The following is a 21,726-nucleotide window of genomic DNA, read 5'->3' on the forward strand; positions in this document are numbered from 1 at the left end:
CGAATGCTGCAGAGCAACAATACGCAGATTGACGTATTCCGGTGCTGACCGTCAGGCCCCATCATCCCGCCATGCGGACGGGCCTTTGCGACAGGACGGGCGGCAGATCCCTGCGTGCGGAAACGGGGACCGCGGGCCGGCGGTCGCTGTCATCCATCGACCACGCCACACGGCGCGGCGACAATGTGAGGACGCGAATGCAGGACGGCTGTCTGTGCCTCTCCCGGGACGCGGCGTGAACGACCCGCGCAGCGCGCCCCAGCGCATCCTCCGGGTGCGCCGCAGCTACAACCAGTTCGTCGCCGACGAGACGCTGGAAGACTACGCCCTCCGCTTCACCGCCAAGAGCGCCCGGCGCTTCACGCCGATGCAGATCGCCATGACGGCGCTGGGCGGCATCTCGTTCCTGGCGCTGGAAGCCATCGGCGGCACGGTGACGCTGAGCTACGGCGTCGCCAACGCCCTGCCCGCCATCGCCTGCGTCGCCATCCTGATCTTCCTGGCCGGCCTGCCGATCTCGTTCTACGCCGCCAAATACGGCGTCGACATCGACCTTCTGACCCGCGGCGCCGGCTTCGGCTATCTCGGCTCGACGGTGACCTCGCTGATCTATGCGAGCTTCACCTTCATCTTCCTCGCCATCGAGGCGGCGATCATGGCGATGGCGCTGAAGATGACCATCGGCCTGCCGCTATGGGCCGGCTACATCGTCTGCGCCGTCGCCGTCATCCCCATCGTGACCCACGGCATCGCCCTGATCAGCCGCTTCCAGACGATCACCCAGCCGATCTGGGTGCTGCTCAACGTCGCCCCCTTCGTCGCCCTCGCGCTGGCCGGCGGCCTGCCCGACGCCGAATGGGCGGCCTATACCGGCACCCGCGGCGACGGCAGCTTCGACATCCTGCTGTTCGGCGGCGCGACGGCGATCCTCTTCGCTTTGACCGCGCAGCTCGGCGAACAGGTCGACTTCCTGCGCTTCATGCCGCGGCGCCGGGCCGGCCGGAGCGCCGCATGGTGGACGGCGCTGATCGCCGGCGGCCCCGGCTGGATCATCGTCGGCACGCTGAAGATCCTCGCCGGCTCGATGCTGGCGGTCTTCGTGGTCGGACAAGGCCTGTCGATCGCCGAGGCCCATCATCCCACCGTGATGTATCTGACCGCCTATGAGGCGATCATCCCGGACGCGACCGCGGCGCTGTGGATCACCGGCCTGTTCGTCGTCATCGCCCAGATGAAGATCAACGTCACCAACGCCTATGCCGGCTCGATCGCCTGGTCGAATTTCTTCTCTCGCCTCACCCACAGCCATCCGGGGCGCGTCGTCTGGGTGATCTTCAACGTCGCCATTGCGGTCCTGTTGATGGAGATGGGCATCCTGCAGGCGCTGGAGGAGATCCTGGCGCTCTACGCGATCCTCGCGGTCGCCTGGGTCGCGCCCCTCGTCGCCGATCTCGTCGTCAACAAGCCGCTCGGCCTGTCGCCGGCCCATATCGAGTTCAAGCGGGCGCATCTCTACGACATCAACCCGGTCGGCTTCGGCGCCATGGGCACCGGCATCATCCTCGGCGCCCTCGCCCATGTGGGCCTGTTCGGCGAGCTCCTGGCCGCGCTGTCGGTGTTCGTGACGCTGATCGCCGCCTTCGTCGCGGCTCCGGCCATCGCCTATGCCACCGACGGCCGCTATTATCTGGCCCGCAGGGCGCGCGACGACTGGGCCGGTCTGCCGACGCTGGCCTGTTGCATCTGCGAGCTCGAATTCGAGCGCGAGGACATGGCCTCCTGTCCGGCCTATGCCGGGCCGATCTGCTCGCTGTGCTGCACGCTCGACGCACGCTGCAACGACCTGTGCAAGACCGGCAGCCGGGCCCGCGAACAGATCGTCGACGGGCTGGCGCGCAACGTCTCCACCCGCCTCGCCGCCTTCGCCGATTCCGCCCGCGGCCATTATCTGGCGATCTTCCTGACCCTGATCGGCTTCAGCGCCGCCGCCCTGTCGCTGATCTACCTGCAGGCGACCCTGACCCGCTCGGCCGATCCGTCCACCGCGGCCATGGTGCTGGCGCAGGTCTTCGTCATCCTGATCATCTTCATCGGCATCGCCTCCTGGGTCTTCGTCCTCGCCCATGAAAGCCGCCGCGTCGCGCTCGAGGAGACGCGGCACCAGACCGGGCTTCTGACCCGCGAGATCGAGGCGCATCGCATCACCGATGCCGAGCTGCAGCGGGCCAAGGAAAAGGCCGAGGCCGCGAGTCTCGCCAAGACGCGCTTCGTCGTCGGCATGAGCCACGAATTGCGCACGCCGCTTAATTCGCTGCTGGGCTTCGCCCAGATCCTCGACAAGGATACGGCAATCCCGGAGAAGCGCCGTGAGGGCGTGAAGGTGATCCGCCGCAGCGGTGAGCATCTGGCCGGGCTGATCGACGGCCTCCTGGACATCTCCCGCATCGAAGCCGGCAAGCTGGAGATCTACCGCGACGAATTCGCCCTCGGCCCGCTCCTGTCGCAGATCGTCGAGATGTTCCGGCTGCAGGCCGGCAATGCCGGCATCGGCTTCGTCTACCGGGTCGAGGGGGCCTTGCCGGACATCGTGCGCGGCGACGCCAAGCGCACCCGGCAGATCCTGATCAATCTCCTGTCGAACGCCATCAAGTTCACCCGCGAGGGTCAGGTGACCCTGACGGTGCGCTATCGCAGCCAGATTGCCGAATTCGCCATTTCCGACACCGGACCGGGGATCGCCGAGGAGCATGTCGAGCGCGTCTTCGAGCCCTTCGAGCGCATCGAGGACGGCGCCGCGCGGCCGGTGCCCGGCATGGGGCTCGGGCTCACCATCACCAAGCTGCTCGCCGAGATCCTGGGCGGCGACGTCCGCCTGGCCTCGACGCTCGGGGTCGGCAGCACCTTCACGGTCCGCCTGATGCTGGCGACCGTCGTCGCCCCCGTCGGGGTCGTGGCCCAGCGCCGGGAGGTCACCGGCTATCGCGGCGAACGCCGGACCGTGCTGGTCGTCGACGACGAGCCGGTGCATCGGCAGCTGGTCGAGGAAATCCTGACACCGATCGGCTTCACCGTCCTCACGGCGGATGGCGGCGAGACCGGCCTGCGCATGGCCCGTCTCGCCGAGCCCGACCTCGTCATTCTCGATGTCAGCATGCCCGGCCAGAGCGGCTGGGAGGTTGCCGAGCGCATCGCCGCGGACGGGATCGCGAGCCGGATCGTCATGCTGTCGGCCGACGCCCGGCCCCAGTCGATCACCGGACCGATCGCAGACTGGGTGTCCAAGCCGCTGGTGATCGACACCCTGCTCGACACCATCGCCCGCACGCTGGGTCTCGAATGGCTGCATGACGACGAACCGGCAGGCGACGCGCCGGTCGCACCGGCTCCGGTGTCCGGCGCAAGCGACGGTGTCTACGACCTCGGCGCCCTTGCGGAGATCGACCGCAGCGATCTGCAGGCGCTGGTGGAGATCGGCCATGTGCGGGGGATCAACGCCAAGCTGGACGAGATCGCTCGCCGCGACCCGGGGGCTGCGGCCGGCGTCGCGCAGCTCCGCCTCGCCGTGGAGCGGATGGATTTCGATGCCGTCGAGACGCTTCTGGCGGGAGACGGGCGATGAACGCGGAACGCGGCGGCCACCGCACCACCGTCCTCGTGGTCGACGATTCGCCCGACACGATCAGCCTGTTGCGCACGGCGCTGGAGGATGAGGGCATGACCGTGCTCGTGGCCGCCAGCGGCTCGCGGGCGCTGGCCATCGCCCGCCGGGCGATCCCCGACATCATCCTGATGGATGCCGTCATGCCCGGCACCGACGGGTTCGAGACCACCCGCCAGATCAAGGCCGACAGCCGTCTGGCCGACATTCCGGTGATCTTCATGACCGGGCTCAGCGAGACCGAGCATGTGCTCGAGGCTTTCGAGGCCGGCGGGGTCGACTACGTCACCAAGCCCGTCGTCATCGAGCAGGTCTTCGCCCGCATGCGCGTCCACCAGGCGAATGCCCGCAAGACCCGCTCGGCCCGGCTCGCCCTCGACAGCGCCGGCCGCCATCTCTTCGCCATCGACGCGTCGGGCGAGGTTCTCTGGACGACACCTTGGGCCCGCCGCCACATTCTGGAAGCCGCCGAGGGGCCGATCCCCGCGAGCGTCCTGAAGACCATCCTCGCCAGCCTGCGCGAGGGCCGCGCGACCGCAACGGAGATCGGCACCGGCCTGAGCTTCGCCTTTCTCGGCGAGGCGGGGGACGGCGAATTCCTGTTGCGGGTCTCGCAGGTCGCCAGCGACGCGACGCTGATCGCGTCCCTCAATGCGAAACTGCCGATCTCCCCACGCGAGGCCGAGGTGCTGCTGTGGCTGTCGCGCGGCAAGTCGAACCAGGACATCGCCGACATCCTCAAGCTGAGCGTGCGGACGGTGAACAAGCATCTGGAGACGGTTTTCCGCAAGCTCGGCGTCGAGAACCGCTCAGCCGCCACCGCGATCGCCATGGAGCAGATCCGCGAATTCGTCTGATCGCCCGCCGGCAAGACCGCGGCCGGCTCCGCAGGCACCCCTTCCTTCACCGGTTCCCCAGGCGAGAATCGGACCGATCCTGCATCCGGCGCGGTCCGTGCGGGAACTTCTGCGCTCGCAACTCCTTGGCCAAGAGGCAACGGCAAGGTGGCACGCGGGACGCCGCAGGAAGGACGATGGAGCATGAGCAACGCCGCAGCGAACGACAGCAACCCGTCGGCCGTCCTCTACCGGATGGTCATGGACGGGCATGTCTGCCCCTACGGGCTGAAGTCGAAGGACCTTCTCGAGCGCGAAGGGTTCGCGGTCGACGACAACTGGCTCACCACCCGCGAGGAGACCGACGCCTTCAAGGCGAAACATGGCGTCGAGACGACGCCGCAGGCCTTCATCGGCGGCGATCGCGTTGGCGGCTATACGGATCTGCGCGAGCATTTCGGCAAGTCGGTCCAGTCTGAGGACCAGACCACCTACCAGCCGGTGATCGCCATCTTCTCGGTCGCCTTCCTGATGGCGCTGGCGGTCTCCTTCGCTGCATACGAGACGATCTTCACCGTGCGGGCGATCGAGTGGTTCTTCGCCATCTCCATGTGCCTGCTCGGCATCCAGAAGCTGCAGGACGTCGAGAGCTTCTCGACCATGTTCCTGAACTACGACCTGCTGGCCAAGCGATGGGTGCGCTACGGCAAGATCTACCCGTTCGGCGAGACGCTGGCCGGCGTGCTGATGATCGCCGGCACCCTCACCTGGCTGTCGGCGCCGATCGCGCTGATCATCGGGACGATCGGCGCCGTGTCGGTCTTCTATGCGGTCTATGTGCAGAAGCGCGAACTCAAATGCGCCTGTGTCGGCGGCGGCTCGAACGTGCCTTTGGGCTTCGTGTCGCTGACCGAGAACCTCGTGATGATCGGCATGGGCCTGTGGATGCCCCTGCGCATGATCTGGGGAGGCTGAGCTCCGGGGCACCGCAATCGGGGCGGCAAGGCCGAAACCTCGCCGCCCCTGGATCTGATCGTTCAGACGGCTTTGCTCACCATTGTTCCTGCGCGGCGCGCAGCATCAGCGTGTCGTAGCTGTAGTCCGAGATCCGCCACCACTGGTAGGTCCGGTCGCGATATTCCATCTGGTGGTCGAACAGCTTCTTGAAGGCCGGGCTCTTCTCGCCGAGCTCCGCATAGACCTCCCTCGCCGCCGCGTAGCTCTTCTGCAGGACATCCTGCGGGAAGGCGCGGAGTTGCGTGCCCTCGGACAGGAGGCGAGCGAGCGCGAGCGGGTTCTGGACGTCGTATTTCGCCGTCATCTCGGTGCCGGCGGCCATTGCCGCGGTCCGCACGATCGACTGGTAGCTGGCCGGCAGCGCCTTCCACTTCTCCAGATTGATGAAGAAGCTGAGCGACGCCGCGCCCTCCCAGAAGCCGGGGAAGTAATAGAAGGGCGCGATCTTCGACAGGCCGAGATTCTGGTCGTCCTGCGGACCGACGAATTCGGCGGCGTCGATCGTGCCGCGCTCCAGCGAGGGATAGATGTCGCCCGCCGCGATCTGCGTCGGCACCAGGCCGAGCCGCTGCAGGACGTTGCCGGCGAGGCCGCCGATCCGCATCTTCAGCCCCTTCAGGTCCTCGGCGCTGTTGATCTCCTTGCGGAACCAGCCGCCCATCTGGGTGCCGGTGTTGCCGCCCGGGAAATGGATCAGATCGTAAGTCGCGCAGAACTCGTTGAAGAGGTCGTTGCCGCCGCCCTCGTAGAACCAGCCATTCTGCTGGCGGGCATTCGGGCCGAATGGAATGCAGGTGCCGAAGGCGAAGGCCGGATCCTGGCCGATATAGAAATACGAGCCGGTCTGGCCCATCTCGACGGTGCCGCGCTGCACGCCGTCGACGATGCTCAGCGGCGGAATGATCTCGCCGGCGGCAAAGACCTGGATCTGGAAGCGACCGTCCGTCGCCTCGGTCACGGCCTTGGCGAAGGAATCGGCCGCGCCGTAGATCGTGTTCAGCGATTTCGGATAGCTCGATTGCAGGCGCCAGATCACCTCCGGCTGCGACTGCGCCAGCGCCGGTGCGGCGAGCGTACTGCCGACGGCGCCTAGTCCGGCCGTCGCCATGAAGTTTCTGCGGTCCATCACTCTTCCCCCGTTTCGGTGGCCCGGATGGGTCCGGGCGCCTCCCCCGGCGCGTGCGCCTGGCGCCGCGCCGCATGTTCACATCGCCGTCGTCAGGCCCCCGTCCACCACGAGGACATGCCCCGTGACGTAGGATGCGGCGGGCGAGGCCAGGAACACCGCCGCGCCGGCGATCTCCCGTGGCTGTCCCCAGCGCCCGACCAGCGACCGGCCGGCGAAATGCTCCGCAGCCTTCGGATCGGCGATCAGATCGGCATTGGCTTCCGTCGCGAAACCGCCCGGCGCGATGGCGTTGCTGGTGATGCCGTGCCGGCCGTATTCGGCCGCCAGCGCCCGCACCAGGCCGGTGAGCCCGTGCTTGGACGCCGTATAGACCGCGTCGTTGGCGCGGGCGACATGGCCGGCGATCGACGTCATCATGATCAGCCGGCCATGGCCCTGCAGCACCATCAGCGCCGCCGCCTCGCGGGCAAGGACGATGCCGGCGGTCAGGTTCGTGTCGATGAGCGCGCGGATGTCGGCATCGGAAAACTCCGCCAGCGGCTTGCGGTCGCGAGCCCCGGCATTGTGCACGAGAATGTCGAGCCGGCCGGCCTTCGCATGGATCCGGCGCAGCGCCGCGCGCGTCGCATCGGGATCGGTGAAATCGAAATCGGCGATAACCGGCTCATGCGCGGTGCCACTGATGCTGCCCGCCGCCGCCTCGAGGCGCGACCGGTCGCGGCCGGCCAGAACGACCCGGGCCCCCGCCTCGGCCATCGCCCGCGCGACCTCCAGCCCGAGCCCGCGGCTTGCGCCGGTGACCAGCGCCACCTGCCCGTCGAGCGAAAACAGGCCGGGCACGGGGCGTGATGCGGCTTGCAGCGTCACGCGGTCCGCCACGGCCCGGCTTGTCCGACTGTCGCCCCGTTCGTCATCGATCCCCCCGAACCGCCGCCGCATGCGCCGCCGGTCATGGCGCGCGTCGTGCCCCGCAGCGCAGCGCATACGATACGATTCGTCCCGGACTGTCATGCGGTATTACGACAGCACTTGGAGGCGGAAGAAATGCGCGCCATCCGCAAATGAAGGCAAAGTTTCCCGGCCTGGCGAAGATCGCACTGGTTTGTGCGCCGCACTCTGTGATTACCTTCCCGAGGCGCCGGTACCTCGGTGCTTTGCCGCATCGGGAGAGTGCGGCTGATCACCGTCTGGGAGGATAACATGACGAGGCTTCTCAAAGCTGCCGTATTGGCAGCCACCATCATGCTTGCGACCGGCGCCCATGCCGAGACCGCCGACAAGCGCATTGCCCTGTCCAATAATTACGCCGGCAATTCCTGGCGCCAGGCCATGCTGGAGAGCTGGAAGACCGTGACCGACAAGGCCGTGGCCGACGGCATCGTCGCCGAGGCCGACGCCTTCACCACCGCCGAGAACCAGGCCACCGAACAGGCCGCGCAGATCCAGAACATGATCCTGCAGGGCTACGACGCCATCGTCATCAATGCAGCGTCGCCGACGGCGCTCAACGGCGCCATCAAGGAAGCCTGCGATGCCGGCATCACCGTCGTCTCCTTCGACGGCATCGTCGAGGAGCCCTGCGCCTGGCGGATCGCCGTCGACTTCAAGCAGATGGGCGCCGACCAGATCGACTATCTGAAGGGCCGCCTGCCCGACGGCGGCAACCTGCTCGAAATCCGCGGGCTGGCCGGCGTCTTCGTCGACGACGCCATCTCGTCCGGCATCCATGCCGGCGTCGAGGCCAATCCGCAGTTCAAGATCGTCGGCTCGGTGCATGGCGACTGGGCCCAGGACGTCGCCCAGAAGGCCGTCGCCGGCGTCCTGCCGTCTCTGCCGGAAGTGGTCGGCGTCGCGACCCAGGGCGGTGACGGCTACGGCGCGGCGCAGGCCTTCGAGGCCGCTGGCCGGCCGACGCCGATCATCGTCATGGGCAACCGCCAGGACGAGCTGACCTGGTGGGCCGAGCAGCGCGATGCCAATGGCTACGAGACCATGTCGGTCTCGATCGCGCCGGGCGTGTCCACCCTCGCCTTCTGGGTCGCCCAGCAGATCCTCGACGGCAAGGAGGTGCCGAAGGATCTCACCGTGCCGTTCCTGCGGATCGACCAGGACGGGCTCGACGAGGCCCTGAAGACGACGCCCGAGGGCGGCGTCGCCAATGTCGAGTACACGCTGGAAGACGCCCAGGGCGTGATCGCCGGCACCAACTGAGTTCGAACCCGATGACGACAGGCAGTGACGCTCCGGGGGCAGCCGGCCCCCGGGGAAACATTCTGGTCGCGCTGGAGAACGCGCGCAAATCCTTCGGGCCTGTCCGGGCTCTCGATACGGTCGACCTGGCGGTGACGGGCGGCGAATGCCTCGCCCTCGTCGGCCATAACGGCGCCGGCAAGTCGACCCTGGTCAATCTGATCAACGGCAATCTGGAGCCGAGCGACGGCGCGGTCCGATACGGCCTGGCCGACGGCACCGACGGTTCGGGCCAGATCGCGCGGCGCCGGGCCGGCGTGCGCGCCGTGCATCAGGAGCTGTCGCTCTGCCCCAATCTGACCGTCGCCGAGAATGTCCGCATCTCCCAGCGCGACCTCACCGGTCGCGGCTGGCGCGGCCGGGCGGCGCAACGCGTCATGGCGGCGCTCGACGAGATCTTTGCCGGCCACCGCATTCAGCCCGAGGCGATCGTCGGCGACCTGACGCTGACCGAGCGCCAGATGGTCGAGGTGGCGATCGGCTTTGCCGACGGCGCCGAACCGGCGCGGCTCGTCATTCTGGATGAACCGACCTCCTCGCTGGACGGCTCGATCGCCGGGCAGTTGCTTGCCCATGTCCGCCGCTTCTGCGCCGGGGGCGGCTCGGTGATCTTCATCTCCCACATGCTGGGCGAGGTCTTCGACGTGGCGACACGGATCGCCGTGATGAAGGACGGCCGCGTCATCGCCGATCGCGAGGCCGGGCACTTCACCCGGCAATCGCTGGTGTCGGCGATGGGCCATGTCGCCTCCGAAAAGGCCGCGCAGCGTGTGCGGCCGCAGGGCGACGACATCCTGTCGACGCCGGAAGGGCTGAAGGCGCGACGCGGCGAGATCGTCGGCCTTGCCGGGCTGGCCGGCCACGGTCAGGCCGAAGCGCTGGCCGCCTTCTACCTGTCGCAGACGTCCAACTGGCGGGGCCGGGCGCCGCAGGCGGTCTTCGTCGCCGGTGACCGCGGCCGCGACGGCATCTTTCCGCTGTGGTCGATCCTGCGCAATGCGACGCTGGCCGCCCTGCCGCAACTGACGCGCCGGGGCATGGTCGATGCCGACGGCGAACGATCCCTCGCCGAGGACTGGCGCGAGAAGATCGGCATTCGCACCGACGACATCGACAACCCGATCCTGTCCCTGTCCGGCGGCAACCAGCAGAAGGTTCTGTTCGCCCGGGCCCTGGCGACCGAGGCCCCGATCGTCGTCATGGACGACCCGATGCGCGGCGTCGACATCGGCACCAAGACCCAGGTCTACGAGATGATCCGCCGCGAGGCCGACGCCGGCCGCACCTTCCTCTGGTATTCGACCGAGATCGACGAGACGTGCCTGTGCGACCGCGTCTTCGTCTATCGCAACGGTGCCATCGCCGCCGAGCTGACCGGCGCGGCGATCACCGAGGAACAGATCCTGTCGAACAGCTTCGAGATGCAGGGTCAGGCCGCATGAAGCCGAATCTGCGCATTCTCCTGCCGGTGCTCTCGCTGGCGCTCCTGCTCGGTGCGGTCTTCGTCATCCAGCCCCGCACGATGAGCTATCTCGGGCTCAACCTGCTGTTCAACCTGGCGGTGCCGATCGCGCTCGCCACCGTCGCCCAGATGATCATCATCATGGTCAACGACATCGACCTGTCGGTCGGCACCTTCGTCAGCTTCGTGGCCTGCGTCACCGCCACATGGCTGAACGACGCACCGCTGATCGGCGCCGCGATCCTCGCCGCGTCGGTCCTGGCCTATGCCGGACTGGGCGCGCTGATCCAGGCCCGCGGCCTGCCGGCCATCGTCGTCACCCTCGGCATGTCCTTCGTCTGGGCCGGGCTGGCGCTGATGATCCTGCCCTCGCCGGGCGGTGCCTCGCCGGGCTGGCTGCGCTGGCTGATGACGGCCAAGCCGCCGATCGCGCCGATGGCGATCGTCGCCAGCGTGCTGATTGCCGGCCTCGCCCATCTCCTGATCATGCGCTCCTCCTTCGGCACCGTGCTGCGCGGCTTCGGCGGCAACGAGCGGACGCTGGCCCGGGCCGGCTGGTCGCTGATCCGCCTGCGCGCCAGCGCCTATGCCCTGTCGGCGGTCTTCGGCATCCTGTCGGGCATGACCCTCGTCGGCCTGTCGACTGCCGCGGACGCCAATATCGCGCTGCGCTACACGCTGCTGTCGATCGCTGGCGTGATTCTGGGCGGCGGCGAGTTCACGGGCGGCCGCATCTCGCCGGTCGGCGCGGTGATCGGCGCCCTGACGCTGGCCCTGGCCGGCAGCTTCCTGTCCTTCATCCGCCTGTCGCCCGACTGGCAGATCGGCGCCCAGGGGTTCATCCTGATCATCGTGCTCGCCGCGCGGCTGCTCCTGTCGGTCCGGCGGCGCAACCGGGGCGTGGCGGCATGATCGCGACGCTCTTCTCGCGCGCCTGGATCTGGGCCTTCGTCGCGGCGGGCATCACCTTCGCCTTCACCGCAGCGATTGGACAAACCGCCGGCGGCACCGGCCTCCTGGTCGCGGCCCTGACCTTCTCGGCCTTTTCGGTCATTGTCGGCCTCGGCCAGATGTTCGTCATCACGCTGGGACCGGGCAATGTCGACCTGTCGATCCCGGCGACCATGACCCTCGCGGGCACCGTGTCGTTGAAATATATGGGTGGCGCGGCCGGGGCCGATGTCGCGCTTGTCGGGCTCCTGGTCGCGCTGGGCATCGGCCTCGGTGCCGGCATCGCCAATTTCGCGCTGATCAAGCTCCTGCGCATCCCGCCGATCATCGCGACCCTCGCCTCGTCCTTCGTCTATCTGTCCCTCGCGATCTGGTCGAACCGCGGCATCCGTATCAAGCCGCCCGAGGCGCTGTCCGATTTCGCCATCGGGCGCAGCCTCGGCGTGCCCAACGTCGCCTGGCTGGCGCTCGTCATCGCCGTCATCGCCTGGGTGGCGCTCAATCGCGCCGCCTATGGGCGCAATCTGTCCGCTAGCGGCCAGAACCCGCGCGCAGCGCGGCTCGCCGGCGTGCCCGTCGATGCGGTGCGGGCCATCACCTACGTTCTCTGCGCCGGGCTCGCCGGGCTCACCGGTTTCCTGCTGTCGTGCTTTTCCGGCGGGGCCGCGCTCAACATGGGCACCGAATATCTCCTGACCTCGATCGCCGTCGTGGTCATCGGCGGCTCCTCCATCGGCGGCGGCCGCTCCAACGTGCCCGGCATCTGGGCTGGCGCGCTGTTCCTGTTCCTCATCGTCTCGATGCTGAATTCCTACGGCCTCGGCGCCGGCGTCCGCCTCCTGATGACCGGCCTCATCATCATCGCCATCGTCGCCGCCGGCAGCCGGCCGGTCAGGGGCTGAGGAGGGCAAAGCCCGGGAGTCCGGGATCGAGGCCGGCCGGAATAGCCCGGCGGGCGGGCGCGCACGGTCGGCGGGCTGACGGGCACGGCGCCATCTCTCCGTCGCCGCAGTTCCCGCTTCTTGTGATGGACACGATCCGCGGCGAGATGGGCTGCCCTGCTCCGATGGCGGCCCTTGCGGATGGCCTCGACCTGATCCGCAGAAGGCACCGCACCAGCGATCGCTTGCAGACGACACGCTTCGTATAATACGCCTGCATACAGACGAATACGAATGCAGGAAATCGCGAGGGGAGCGGGACGATGCCGGAGACCGAACAAATCATTCAGGTGGAGGCGCTGACCGCAGTCGCGGCGGCCATTCTCACGGCGAACGGCCTGCCGGCGGAGGATGCGCGCTATTGCGCCGAATGTCTGGTCGAGGCGGATCTGCGCGGCGTGTCCTCCCACGGCGTCGCGCGCCTGCCGGTCTATGCCCGCCGACTCAAGGAGGGCGTCCTCAACCCCGCCCCGACGCTCACCGTGACAGAGCGCATGCCGGTCGCCGCGCATGTCGACGGCGACAACGGCATCGGCTTCGTCGTCGCGCGCAAGGCGATGGACATCGCCATCGAGAAGGCCGCGATCTACGGCGTTGGCCTCGCCGCCGCCTCCCGCTCCAACCATTACGGCATGTCGTCGCTCTACGTGAGCCGCGCGCTCGAGGCCGGACTGGCCTCCTTCGTCTTCACCAATGCTGCGCCGACCATGCCCGTGTGGGGCGGACGCGACCCGTTTCTCGGCACCAATCCGCTGGCGATGGGCGCGCCGGGACCCACTCCCTTCATCCTCGACATGGCCACCTCGGTCGCCGCCAAGGGCAAGGTGCGCCGCGCACTCGCGAAGGGCGAAACGATCCCCGAGGGCTGGGCGCTGGATGGCGAGGGCCGGCCGACCACCGATCCGGCCGCCGCACTCAAAGGGGTAGTGCTGCCGCTGGGCGGTCCGAAGGGCTCGGGCGTCGCGGTGATGATCGATGTCCTGGCCGGCATCATGTCGGGCGCCGCCTCCGGCGATCGCGTGATCAACCAGAATGACGACTTCACCCGCGGCCAGGACGTCGGCCATTTCTTCCTGGCGATGCGGCCGGATCTGTTCATGCCGGCAGACGCCTATGCCGAGCGCGCACGCGATTACGCGGAACGGCTGCGGGCCGGCCGGAAAGCCGCAGGCTTCGAGGAGATCCTGCTACCAGGCGAGCCGGAAGCCCGCCGCGCCGAACAGGCCCGCCGGACGGGCCTGCCCCTCTCCACCCAGGACATCGCCGCGATCGATGCGGCGGCGAAGGACGCCGGCGTTCCGGGCCTTGGCTGAACCGGCGGGCCACCGGCCCCGGCGTCGGGGCGGGGCCGGAATTCAGGCCCGGTCGAGAAGCGATCCGGGCCTTTTCGATCAGGCCTGTTCGGTCTCGGCCAATGGCGCCAGGGCGAATTTGGCGGCGGTGGCGTTGAGGTCGGCGACGACATTGTCCGGCAGGTCGATGCCCTCGGCGCTGTTGCTGCGCGCCCGCTCCATCTCGACCTCTCCGGGCATCTTGATCTCGGAGAAGCCTTCGGCGGTGGCGCTGTCCTTCAGTTCGAGGACGAGGTCGCGTACCCGCGCCGCATAGCCGCTCGATGCATGGATGCGCGAGACGTCGATCAGCAGCATGAAATGGCCGATGTCCTGCGGCGTCTCGAAATCGCTGTAGAGATTGCCGAGCGAGCCGGCGAAGCGGCCGCCCGACAGGACACCGCACAGAACCTCGACCATGATCGCCAGAGCCGAACCCTTCGGGCCGGACAGCGGCAGGACGACGCCGCGTTCGGCCGCACGACCGTCGCAGGTCGGCTTGCCGTCGACGTCGAGCGCCCAGCCTTCCGGGATCGCCTCGCCGCGCTTGGCCGCCTCGACCACCTTGCCGCGCGCGACCACCGAGGTCGCCATGTCCATCATGATCGGCGTGCCGCCATCCACCGGCGTGCCGAAGGTCACCGGATTGGTGCCGATCACCGCCTGCCGGCCGCCGAAGACCGCCATGGAGGGCGGCGCGTTGGTCATGGCCAGCGCGATACAGCCGGCAGCCACCGCCTTTTCGACATAGAAGGAGCCGGAGCCGTTGTGGTTGCTGCGGGCGACGGCCGCCACGCAGACGCCCTGCTCCTTCGCCGTCGCGATGGCCGCCTCGACCGCCGCGTCGCTGACCACCGGCCCGGGCCCGTTGTCGCCATCGACCTGCAGGAAGGCCGGCGCCGGCCGCTCGAAGCGGATGTCGGGCCGGGCGTTGACGGCGCCGGCAGCGATGCGCTCGGCATAGATCGGAATGCGCGTCAGCCCGTGCGAGCCATGGCCGCGCAGATCGGCATGGATCAGGACGTCGGTGACCAGCGCCGCATGATCGGGGCTCAGTCCGCTCGCCTCGAAGAGCGCGTTGGAGAACGGCCGGAGCGTCGCAAGGGAAAAGCGGGTCATCGGGTCGGCCTTTCGTCGTCGGTGCCGTTCATCTGATCGTAGAGGAGCCCCAAAGCGGCGCTGTCGAGCTTGGCGAAGCCGCTGTTGCAGGCCGCGACCAGGAGCTGGTGGGCAAGCCCCGTTGCCGGCTGGGCGCGCTTGTAGTGGGCGCCGACGGCCGCCGCGATGCCGAGATCCTTGCGCATCAGCTCGGCCCGGAAGCCGGGCTCCAGATTGCCCTCGATGTAGCGCAGGGCATGCGCCTCGAGGACGCCACTGCGGGCTGCGCCCGAGGACAGCACCTCGCGCATCACCTTCGGATCGACACCCGCGGCGCGGGCGAGCGCCACCGCCTCGAAGGCGCCCATCATGTTGACCGCGACCATCAGCTGGTTGCAGGCCTTCACCGCCTGTCCGGCGCCGAGCGGGCCGACATGGTGGATGTTGGTACCCATGGCGTCGAGAACCGGACGCGCGCGCGCGACATCGGCGTCGCTGCCGCCGCACATGATCGTCAGCTTGCCCTCTTCGGCACCCTTGCGACCGCCGCTGACCGGCGCATCGACCAGGCCGGCGCCGACATCCGCCAGGGCAGCCGCCATCTCCTCGGCCTCGAAGGGCGCGATGGTGGAACAGTCCACGAGCAGCCCGCCCTCCCACGACGCCGAGGCGAGACCGTTGTCGCCGGACAGCGTCTGGCGCAAAGCCGCCGCATCCGGCACGCAGGTGACGATCAGTGTCGTGCGGCCGGCGATCGCGGCGGGGCTGTCGACGATCTCGGCCCCGAGCGCCCGGAAGGCCTCGGCCTTCTCGGCCGACGAGGTCGTCGCCACCAGCTTGAAGCCGGCCTTGAGGATGTTCTTCGCCATGCCGGCGCCCATCACGCCGAGCCCGATGAATCCGATGGTGTCCGTCATGGGGTCTGTGTCCTTTCGACTGGCTGCGCCCTGCCCTGCCGCCGGCTGCGGTGGGCGGCGAGGACGAACAGGGCAAGCGCCGCCACGCCGAGGGTCAGCGAGACGGGATTGGTCAGGAACGGCTCGAACGATCCCTGGGACCGGGTGAGCGCCTGTCGCAGGGCCTGTTCGAAGGGCGGCGTGATGATGAAGGTGATGAGCAGCGGCGCGACGGGGATGTCGGTCCGGTTGAAGATGAAGCCGAGCACGCCCGCACCCAGCATCACGTAGATGTCCATGACGTTGTTGCGGGTGACATAGCTGCCGGCCACGCACACCAGCGCGACGCAGGGCATCAGGTAGATCTTCGGGATGCGCAGCGTCATCGCCAGCGGCCGCACGGCGAAATAGCCGATCGCGACCATCAGAAGCGTGGCGAACAGCAGCGCGAAATAGATCGTGTAGACGATGTCCGGCGAGGTGATGAAGATCAGCGGTCCGGGCGTCACCCCCTGCAGGACGAGCGCGCCGAGCAGGATCGCGGTGACCGCGTCGCCGGGCACGCCCAGCGCCAGGGTCGGGATGAAGGTCGCGCCGACGACGGCATTGTTGGCGCTTTCCGAGACGGCGACGCCGCGCGGGTCGCCCTTGCCGAAGGTGTTGTCCTTGTTGAGCGACCGCTTGGCGTCGGCATAGGACATGAACGACGCGATCGTCGCGCCGATGCCGGGCATGATGCCGATGGCCGAGCCGATCGCCGAGGCGCGGGTCATCGGCATGAGCATGCCCTTGATCTCGCTCCAGCGCAGGCGGTTGGCCGCCAGGTCCTCGTCGCCGAGATCGAACTTGCGTTCGCCCTGGGAGAAGCGGCGTGTCGCCTCCTCGATGATTTCCGCCACGGCGAACAGGCCGACCAGCAGCGGCACATAGGTCAGCCCGTCCATCAGCGCCGTTGAGCCGAAGGTGAAGCGCGGCGTGCCGACCATCGGATCGGTGCCGACGGTGGCCAGCAGCATGCCGATCGCGCCGGACAGAAGCCCCTTCATCAGCGAGTTGCCGGACAGGATGCCGATGATCAGGAAGGTGAAGAACAGCAGCGAGGCGATCTCCACCGGCCCGAAGCGCAGGGCAAAATTCGCCAGTTGCGGGGCCAGCAGGACGAGCAGGACGATGCTGAAGATCGAGCCGAAGGCCGAGGCGATCAGCGATATCCGCAGCGCCTTGGTCGCCAACCCCTGCTGGGCCATGGGATAGCCGTCGAAGATGGTCGCGGCGGACGCCGGGGTGCCCGGCGCATTGAGCAGGATCGCCGAGATCGAGCCACCGAAGATGCCGGCGCCGTAAAGGCCGATCAGCGTCACCAGCGCCTGGTCCGTCGGCATGAAGATGGTCAGCGGCACGGCCAGCGCCACCGCGATATTGACCGAAAGGCCGGGAATGGCGCCGATGATCAGCCCCACCGCCACCGAGACGAACAGGGTGAGCAGGGTGACCGGCTCCATCAAGCCCCAGAAGGCCTGCAACAACGGGTCCATTGATACCCCTTCGGGTGGTTAGAACCACGCCCCGGACGGCAGCGGGATCAGGAAGAGCTTGCGCAGCACCTGATCGACCAGCACCGGGACGGCGAGCGTCAGGATCAGGGCGATGAGCCAGCTGGCGGGGCGGTAGACGAGGAACACCGCCACCATGAACAGCACCGAGGCGGCCAGGAAGCCGATCGACGGCATGGCGAGGGCGTAGACCACCAGCATGACGGTGAAGACGAGGCCGGCGCCGAGCCCGCGGCCGAAGCGGCGGTCGCCATCGACCGCGGCCGGCCCGCTGGTGGCGAAGACGCCGACGCTCAGAAGCAGCGTCACCGCCCCGGCGAAGTTCGGCAGGGCCGTTGGCCCCACCGAGTAGAAATCGCCGGTGCCCATCGCCGCCGCGCTGGCTCCCACTTCCGGGACGAGGATCGCCAGGAAGTAGACCGAGGCCAGGCCGCAGACGATGGCGACAACCCGCGTGGCTGTCATTGCGCGGTCTTCGGCGTGTCGCCCATGGCGTTGGCGATGGAATCCGACATGTCGCGCATCGCCTTTTCGAAATCGGCGCCGCTGAGATAGCCCGGCGTGATGTTGCCGCGCTCGGCCAGCGTCTTGAAGGTGTCGGACTCGATGGCCTTGGTGAAGCGGTCCTGCAGATACTCGGCCACCTCGTCCGGAATGCCGGCCGGTGCGACGAGCCCCTTCATGTTCTCCAGGTCGACGTCGTAGCCAAGCTCGGTCAGCGACGGCACGTCGGGCAGCTGCTCGGCCCGGTCCGAGGTCGTGGCGATGGCGTTGACATTGCCGGCCTCGACCTGCGCCGCGGCATCACCCGGCGTGATGATCGCCATGTCGACATGACCGCCGAGCAGGGCCGCAAGGGCCGGCGCGCCGCCCTGATAGGGCACGTGCTGGATCTGGATGCCGGCCTCCTTCTCGAACACCAGGAAGGCCGAATGCAGGATGCCGGCAGGACCGGAGGAGGCATAGGCCAGCTTGCCCGGATCGGCCTTGGCCGCCTCGACCACCGCCTCGACGCTGTCGAGGCCGCTGCCCTGCTTGGTGACGATCACCATATGCTCGCGATTGACCCGCAGGATGCCACGGAAGTCGTCCAGGCTGTAGGAGATTTCGCGATGATTGGGCACCGAGGTGCTCTCGCTGCCGCCGGCGACGAGCAGCGTGTAACCGTCGGGCTCGGCCTTGGCGACCGTCTCGGCGGCCAGCGTGCCGGATGCGCCCGGACGGTTCACCACCACCAGCGGCACGGGGAAGAATTCCTGCGCGGCCGAGGCGATCAGGCGAGCGGTCTGGTCGGTGCCGCCGCCGGGCGCGAAGCCGACGATGATCTCGATCGGGCGCTCGGGCTTCCATTCGGCGCTGGCCGGCGACGCCACCGCGGCGGCGACGAGCCCCATGGTGACGGCAATTGTCTTGACGAATTTCATGATGTCCTCCCTCTGGTGTTGACTGGTCTTCCGACGGGCCGCCGCGGACGGCGCCCCATCCCTCCTCACACGCCTTCGCAGCCCTTGGCCTTCAGGATCTCGTCCACCCAGGCGCGATCCCAACCGGCGCCCGCAATGGCCGCCTGGATGCCGGCTTCCTTCTCCTGCTGCGCCCGCGACGCCGCCAGCACGCTCTCCGCCTCCTCGCGGGGAATGCACACGACGCCGTCGAGATCGCCGATGACGATGTCGCCCGGCGCGATCACCATGCCGTCCAGCGCGATCGGCACGTTCACCTCGCCCGGCCCGTCCTTGTAGGGGCCGCGATGGCTGACACCGGCGCCATAGACCGGATAGTCGTCGACCGCGATCACGTCCATGTCGCGCACCGCGCCGTTGACGACGAAGCCGACGACCCCGCGCGAGCGGGCATGGCTGATGATCAGCTCGCCGATCAGCGCGTTGGTGAGGTCGCCGCCCGCATCGACGACGATCACGTCGCCGGGCTGGGCGATGTCGGCCGCCTTGTGGATCATCAGATTGTCGCCGGGCCGGGTCTTCACGGTCAGCGCCGTGCCCGCCAGCGTGCCACCCTTGTGCATCGGCCGGACCGACGGTCCGGCGGCGACCATGCGGTTCAGATTGTCGCTGATGATCGCCGACGGAATCTTCGCGAACGCCTCCACCAGCGATCGGTCACTGCGCACGTGCCCGTCCAGTACACGAAATCCTGCTGCCACTCCGGCCTCCCTGCCGCTCTTCATCACGGGGAGCTTGACCGAGGCCGGTCATTCCGTCCAATACATTGTTGGCACTTCAATGATAGCGACAGGGCATCACTGATGGTCGAGACGCGCCTGCTCCGATCCTTCGTCTGCGTCGCGGAGGAGCTGCATTTCGGCCGCGCCGCCCGCCGCCTTCACATTGCTCAGCCGGCCCTGACCCGGCAGATCCAGCAGCTCGAGGAGCGGCTGCAGGCGACTTTGCTCAATCGCAATCAGCGCATCGTTACCCTGACCCCCGCCGGACGGATGTTCCTGGAGCGCTCTTACCGGATCCTGACGGATCTCGAACAGGCGGCCAAGGAAGTCCGGCGGGTCGAGGCCGGACAGGAAGGCCGTCTGTCGGTGGGGTTCATCCATTCCTCCACCTATGGCGTGACGCCGCTCGTCCTGCGCCGGTTCCGCCTGGCGTTCCCGCGGGTCGACCTCGAACTGTTCGAGATGACCATTCAGGAGCAGTTGGCGGCGCTGCGCGACGGCCAGATCGACGTCGGCATCCTGCGCCCGCCGATCTCGGATCCCAGCCTGCGCGCCCGGCCCTTGCGCGAGGAGCGCTTCGTGGTGGCGCTGCCGCACGACCATCGCCTCGCCTCAACCGACCGCCTGCATCTGCGCGACCTCTCCGAGGACGGGTTCATCCTCTTCACCCAGCGCAAGAGCCCGCTCTTCTACGCCCGCATCATCGGCATGTGCGAAAAGGCCGGCTTCGTCCCGCGGGTCGAGCAATATGCCACCCAGATCCACACGATGATCGGCCTCGTCAGCGCCGGCATGGGCGCGGCGATCGTGCCGGAGGTCGCGCGCAGCCTGAACATTCCGGGCGTCGCTTACGTGGAGATCGCCGATACACCGCCCACGGTGCAGGTCTGCCTCGGCTGGCGGGCCAGCGACACCTCCCCCATCCTCGCCGCCTTCTGCGATCACGCCGAAACCAGCGCCCGAATCGTAGCTGAAACCGCTGGTGGATGACTGGTCGGCGTTGGGCTTTTCCGACCAAAACACGCATCACGACCGCGCTACTAACCGCGGGGTCTCCTGAGCAGAGCCGCGCGACCTGAGCGACGCCGAGTTCGTTCTGCAACGAGATCTCGACGCTCATGCCGCAGAACGATCCTGCCACTCGATACACGGCTCAACGCGCCACCCTGCTAGGCGCGCTGGTGGTCAGAATGCCGGGAAAACAGGGGTCTGGAAATTGGCGGGGTGTGATGTCCGAATGGCGGAGAGGGGGGGATTCTACCCCGATTTTCGACCAAGCCACTGATTTGACTATATCTTCGCCAGAAATCTTCTCCCGACTGTGACAGCGAGGTGTGACGGCAACGCAGATCGCCGCGTGCCAATGATTCTAGCGCAAAAACACGGAAGCGCCAGCGGATCGGCTCCAGAACGGACGCGTGCTCCGTCTTGGTCGGCAGGACAATTGCCAATCAGCAAGCCACAGCCTCGCCCGTAAAGCGTGCTGCTACCGGCTGGCCAATTGGCTCCAGCCCCCCGCCTATCGGCTTCGCATCTGCACCTTTTCGTAGGTCGAACCCGCCCGGATGAGAAAGCCGTCCGTTGGCGACGGCTCGCGGAGATAATCGAGCATTGGCCGGGAAATCTCCTGGGCGTCCTCCTCGTAGAGTCCGCAACCTCGGATCGCCTGTCGGTGATCGACGCGGCGGCCGAGATATTCCATCACGACACGGGCTGCCACCGGCTGGTGCGCCTCGGTTGCAGTAATGCCCATCATTAATCCGATCAGCGTCGACACCCGGTTGCGATAGGGTGGATACAGGATCGTCTGCGACATCTCGTTGCCCACAACCGATTCATGATCGATCATGTGAATCCTGTCACCGACCGGCAGGACAACGCCGCTGTACTTGAACAGATCGCCCGGTGCATGCCGATTGCCGGCCGGCGTCAATCGCTCGATCGTCTTGTAGTAGGTCATCTCACCCACCTGCCCCACGCAGACGAGCGACCGCAAAACGAAACTCGGCGTGGAGAACGAGTAGAAGTATTTGTAGTAATAGCCGCAATATTTCGCCAGCTGGGCATGCTGGCGAGCCGCATGCTCGGCGATCCGCTTCACAGCAGCTGGCAGCAAATCGTCGGCCTCGTGTTGAACGGGCCGGAGGCGGACAATATCCCGGAACTGGTCGTGGGGCATCAGGATTTCGTACTCATCGACGCCAAAGAAATCGCAAATGCGACGCAGGCTTCGGTTTGAGGGAAAGGCGCCCCCACCAAGGTATTTCATGAATTGCTGGCGGTTCATCCGCAATTTGCGGCACACATCAGCTGTCGACCGCTGATAGCTGCACAGAAGTTTCAGATTTGGGATAAAATCGGCATTCACTTGGTCGGCTCCTGTCGCTGAGTGACGCTATAGGAACGCCATTCCGCTTCA

At 67.6% G+C, this 21,726-nt stretch carries 18 protein-coding genes; 9 read left to right on the forward strand and 9 right to left on the reverse strand.

Features of this window, described 5'->3' with window-relative positions; translation table 11 throughout:
* Positions 1 to 235 precede the first annotated feature (235 nt).
* The 3 genes from H9Q09_RS18865 to H9Q09_RS18875 all read left to right on the forward strand — a co-directional run bounded on the left by H9Q09_RS18865 (position 236) and on the right by H9Q09_RS18875 (position 5,469).
* Positions 236 to 3,619, forward strand: coding sequence for an ATP-binding protein (locus H9Q09_RS18865; protein WP_187392315.1), 3,384 nt, complete (start codon positions 236 to 238; stop codon positions 3,617 to 3,619).
* Positions 3,616 to 4,515: a response regulator transcription factor gene (locus tag H9Q09_RS18870; protein WP_024352129.1), complete on the forward strand. Its 900-nt coding sequence runs from the start codon at positions 3,616 to 3,618 to the stop codon at positions 4,513 to 4,515. Before H9Q09_RS18865 ends, H9Q09_RS18870 begins: the two co-directional genes overlap by 4 nt.
* A 183-nt stretch (positions 4,516 to 4,698) precedes the next feature.
* Entirely contained in the window at positions 4,699 to 5,469 is a 771-nt protein-coding gene (locus H9Q09_RS18875; protein ID WP_187392316.1) for a glutaredoxin, read from the forward strand.
* A gap of 76 nt (positions 5,470 to 5,545) precedes the next feature.
* Here H9Q09_RS18875 and H9Q09_RS18880 read toward each other — a convergent pair whose 3' ends face one another.
* Both H9Q09_RS18880 and H9Q09_RS18885 read right to left on the reverse strand, forming a co-directional pair.
* Positions 5,546 to 6,637, reverse strand: coding sequence for a TRAP transporter substrate-binding protein (locus H9Q09_RS18880; RefSeq protein WP_187392317.1), 1,092 nt, complete (start codon positions 6,635 to 6,637; stop codon positions 5,546 to 5,548).
* 78 nt (positions 6,638 to 6,715) lie between these two features.
* Positions 6,716 to 7,507 (reverse strand): SDR family oxidoreductase, encoded by a 792-nt coding sequence (locus tag H9Q09_RS18885; RefSeq protein ID WP_348646332.1) that lies wholly within the window; start codon positions 7,505 to 7,507, stop codon positions 6,716 to 6,718.
* Between the two features lie 333 nt (positions 7,508 to 7,840).
* Here H9Q09_RS18885 and H9Q09_RS18890 point away from each other — a divergent pair, with 333 nt between their 5' ends.
* The 5 genes from H9Q09_RS18890 to H9Q09_RS18910 all read left to right on the forward strand — a co-directional run bounded on the left by H9Q09_RS18890 (position 7,841) and on the right by H9Q09_RS18910 (position 13,557).
* Positions 7,841 to 8,851, forward strand: a complete 1,011-nt coding sequence (locus H9Q09_RS18890) for an ABC transporter substrate-binding protein (protein ID WP_210315429.1) — start codon at positions 7,841 to 7,843, stop codon at positions 8,849 to 8,851.
* Between the two features lie 11 nt (positions 8,852 to 8,862).
* Entirely contained in the window at positions 8,863 to 10,332 is a 1,470-nt protein-coding gene (locus H9Q09_RS18895; RefSeq protein ID WP_187392319.1) for a sugar ABC transporter ATP-binding protein, read from the forward strand.
* Positions 10,329 to 11,264, forward strand: coding sequence for an ABC transporter permease (locus H9Q09_RS18900; RefSeq protein ID WP_009208006.1), 936 nt, complete (start codon positions 10,329 to 10,331; stop codon positions 11,262 to 11,264). The genes H9Q09_RS18895 and H9Q09_RS18900 overlap by 4 nt, the downstream gene beginning before the upstream one ends.
* Complete coding sequence (locus tag H9Q09_RS18905; RefSeq protein ID WP_009208005.1) at positions 11,261 to 12,205, forward strand: ABC transporter permease; 945 nt, start codon at positions 11,261 to 11,263, stop codon at positions 12,203 to 12,205. The genes H9Q09_RS18900 and H9Q09_RS18905 overlap by 4 nt, the downstream gene beginning before the upstream one ends.
* A 302-nt stretch (positions 12,206 to 12,507) precedes the next feature.
* Complete coding sequence (locus H9Q09_RS18910; RefSeq protein ID WP_187392320.1) at positions 12,508 to 13,557, forward strand: Ldh family oxidoreductase; 1,050 nt, start codon at positions 12,508 to 12,510, stop codon at positions 13,555 to 13,557.
* 78 nt (positions 13,558 to 13,635) lie between these two features.
* Here H9Q09_RS18910 and H9Q09_RS18915 read toward each other — a convergent pair whose 3' ends face one another.
* The 6 genes from H9Q09_RS18915 to H9Q09_RS18940 all read right to left on the reverse strand — a co-directional run bounded on the left by H9Q09_RS18915 (position 13,636) and on the right by H9Q09_RS18940 (position 19,310).
* A complete protein-coding gene (locus tag H9Q09_RS18915) occupies positions 13,636 to 14,694 on the reverse strand; it encodes an Ldh family oxidoreductase (protein WP_187392321.1) in 1,059 nt (352 codons plus the stop codon).
* Positions 14,691 to 15,590, reverse strand: coding sequence for an NAD(P)-dependent oxidoreductase (locus H9Q09_RS18920; protein ID WP_187392322.1), 900 nt, complete (start codon positions 15,588 to 15,590; stop codon positions 14,691 to 14,693). Before H9Q09_RS18920 ends, H9Q09_RS18915 begins: the two co-directional genes overlap by 4 nt.
* The gene (locus H9Q09_RS18925) at positions 15,587 to 17,092 is read right to left on the reverse strand and encodes a tripartite tricarboxylate transporter permease (protein ID WP_246716233.1); all 1,506 of its coding nucleotides are present in this window, start codon (positions 17,090 to 17,092) and stop codon (positions 15,587 to 15,589) included. Before H9Q09_RS18925 ends, H9Q09_RS18920 begins: the two co-directional genes overlap by 4 nt.
* 30 nt (positions 17,093 to 17,122) lie before the next feature.
* A complete protein-coding gene (locus H9Q09_RS18930) occupies positions 17,123 to 17,587 on the reverse strand; it encodes a tripartite tricarboxylate transporter TctB family protein (RefSeq protein ID WP_187392324.1) in 465 nt (154 codons plus the stop codon).
* Positions 17,584 to 18,546: a tripartite tricarboxylate transporter substrate binding protein gene (locus H9Q09_RS18935; RefSeq protein WP_246716234.1), complete on the reverse strand. Its 963-nt coding sequence runs from the start codon at positions 18,544 to 18,546 to the stop codon at positions 17,584 to 17,586. Before H9Q09_RS18935 ends, H9Q09_RS18930 begins: the two co-directional genes overlap by 4 nt.
* Positions 18,547 to 18,611: 65 nt before the next feature.
* Complete coding sequence (locus H9Q09_RS18940) at positions 18,612 to 19,310, reverse strand: RraA family protein (RefSeq protein ID WP_210315430.1); 699 nt, start codon at positions 19,308 to 19,310, stop codon at positions 18,612 to 18,614.
* 78 nt (positions 19,311 to 19,388) lie between these two features.
* On the opposite strand from H9Q09_RS18940, the gene H9Q09_RS18945 reads away from it, so the two are divergent.
* Complete coding sequence (locus H9Q09_RS18945) at positions 19,389 to 20,297, forward strand: LysR family transcriptional regulator (RefSeq protein WP_187392327.1); 909 nt, start codon at positions 19,389 to 19,391, stop codon at positions 20,295 to 20,297.
* Positions 20,298 to 20,826: 529 nt separating this feature from the next.
* Here the strand turns inward: H9Q09_RS18945 and H9Q09_RS18950 are convergent.
* Complete coding sequence (locus tag H9Q09_RS18950; protein WP_187392328.1) at positions 20,827 to 21,675, reverse strand: transcriptional regulator; 849 nt, start codon at positions 21,673 to 21,675, stop codon at positions 20,827 to 20,829.
* Between the last annotated feature and the right edge of the window lie 51 nt (positions 21,676 to 21,726).

It is taken from the genome of Aurantimonas sp. DM33-3 (assembly GCF_014334315.1).
Classification (GTDB): Bacteria; Pseudomonadota; Alphaproteobacteria; order Rhizobiales; family Rhizobiaceae; genus Aurantimonas; species Aurantimonas coralicida.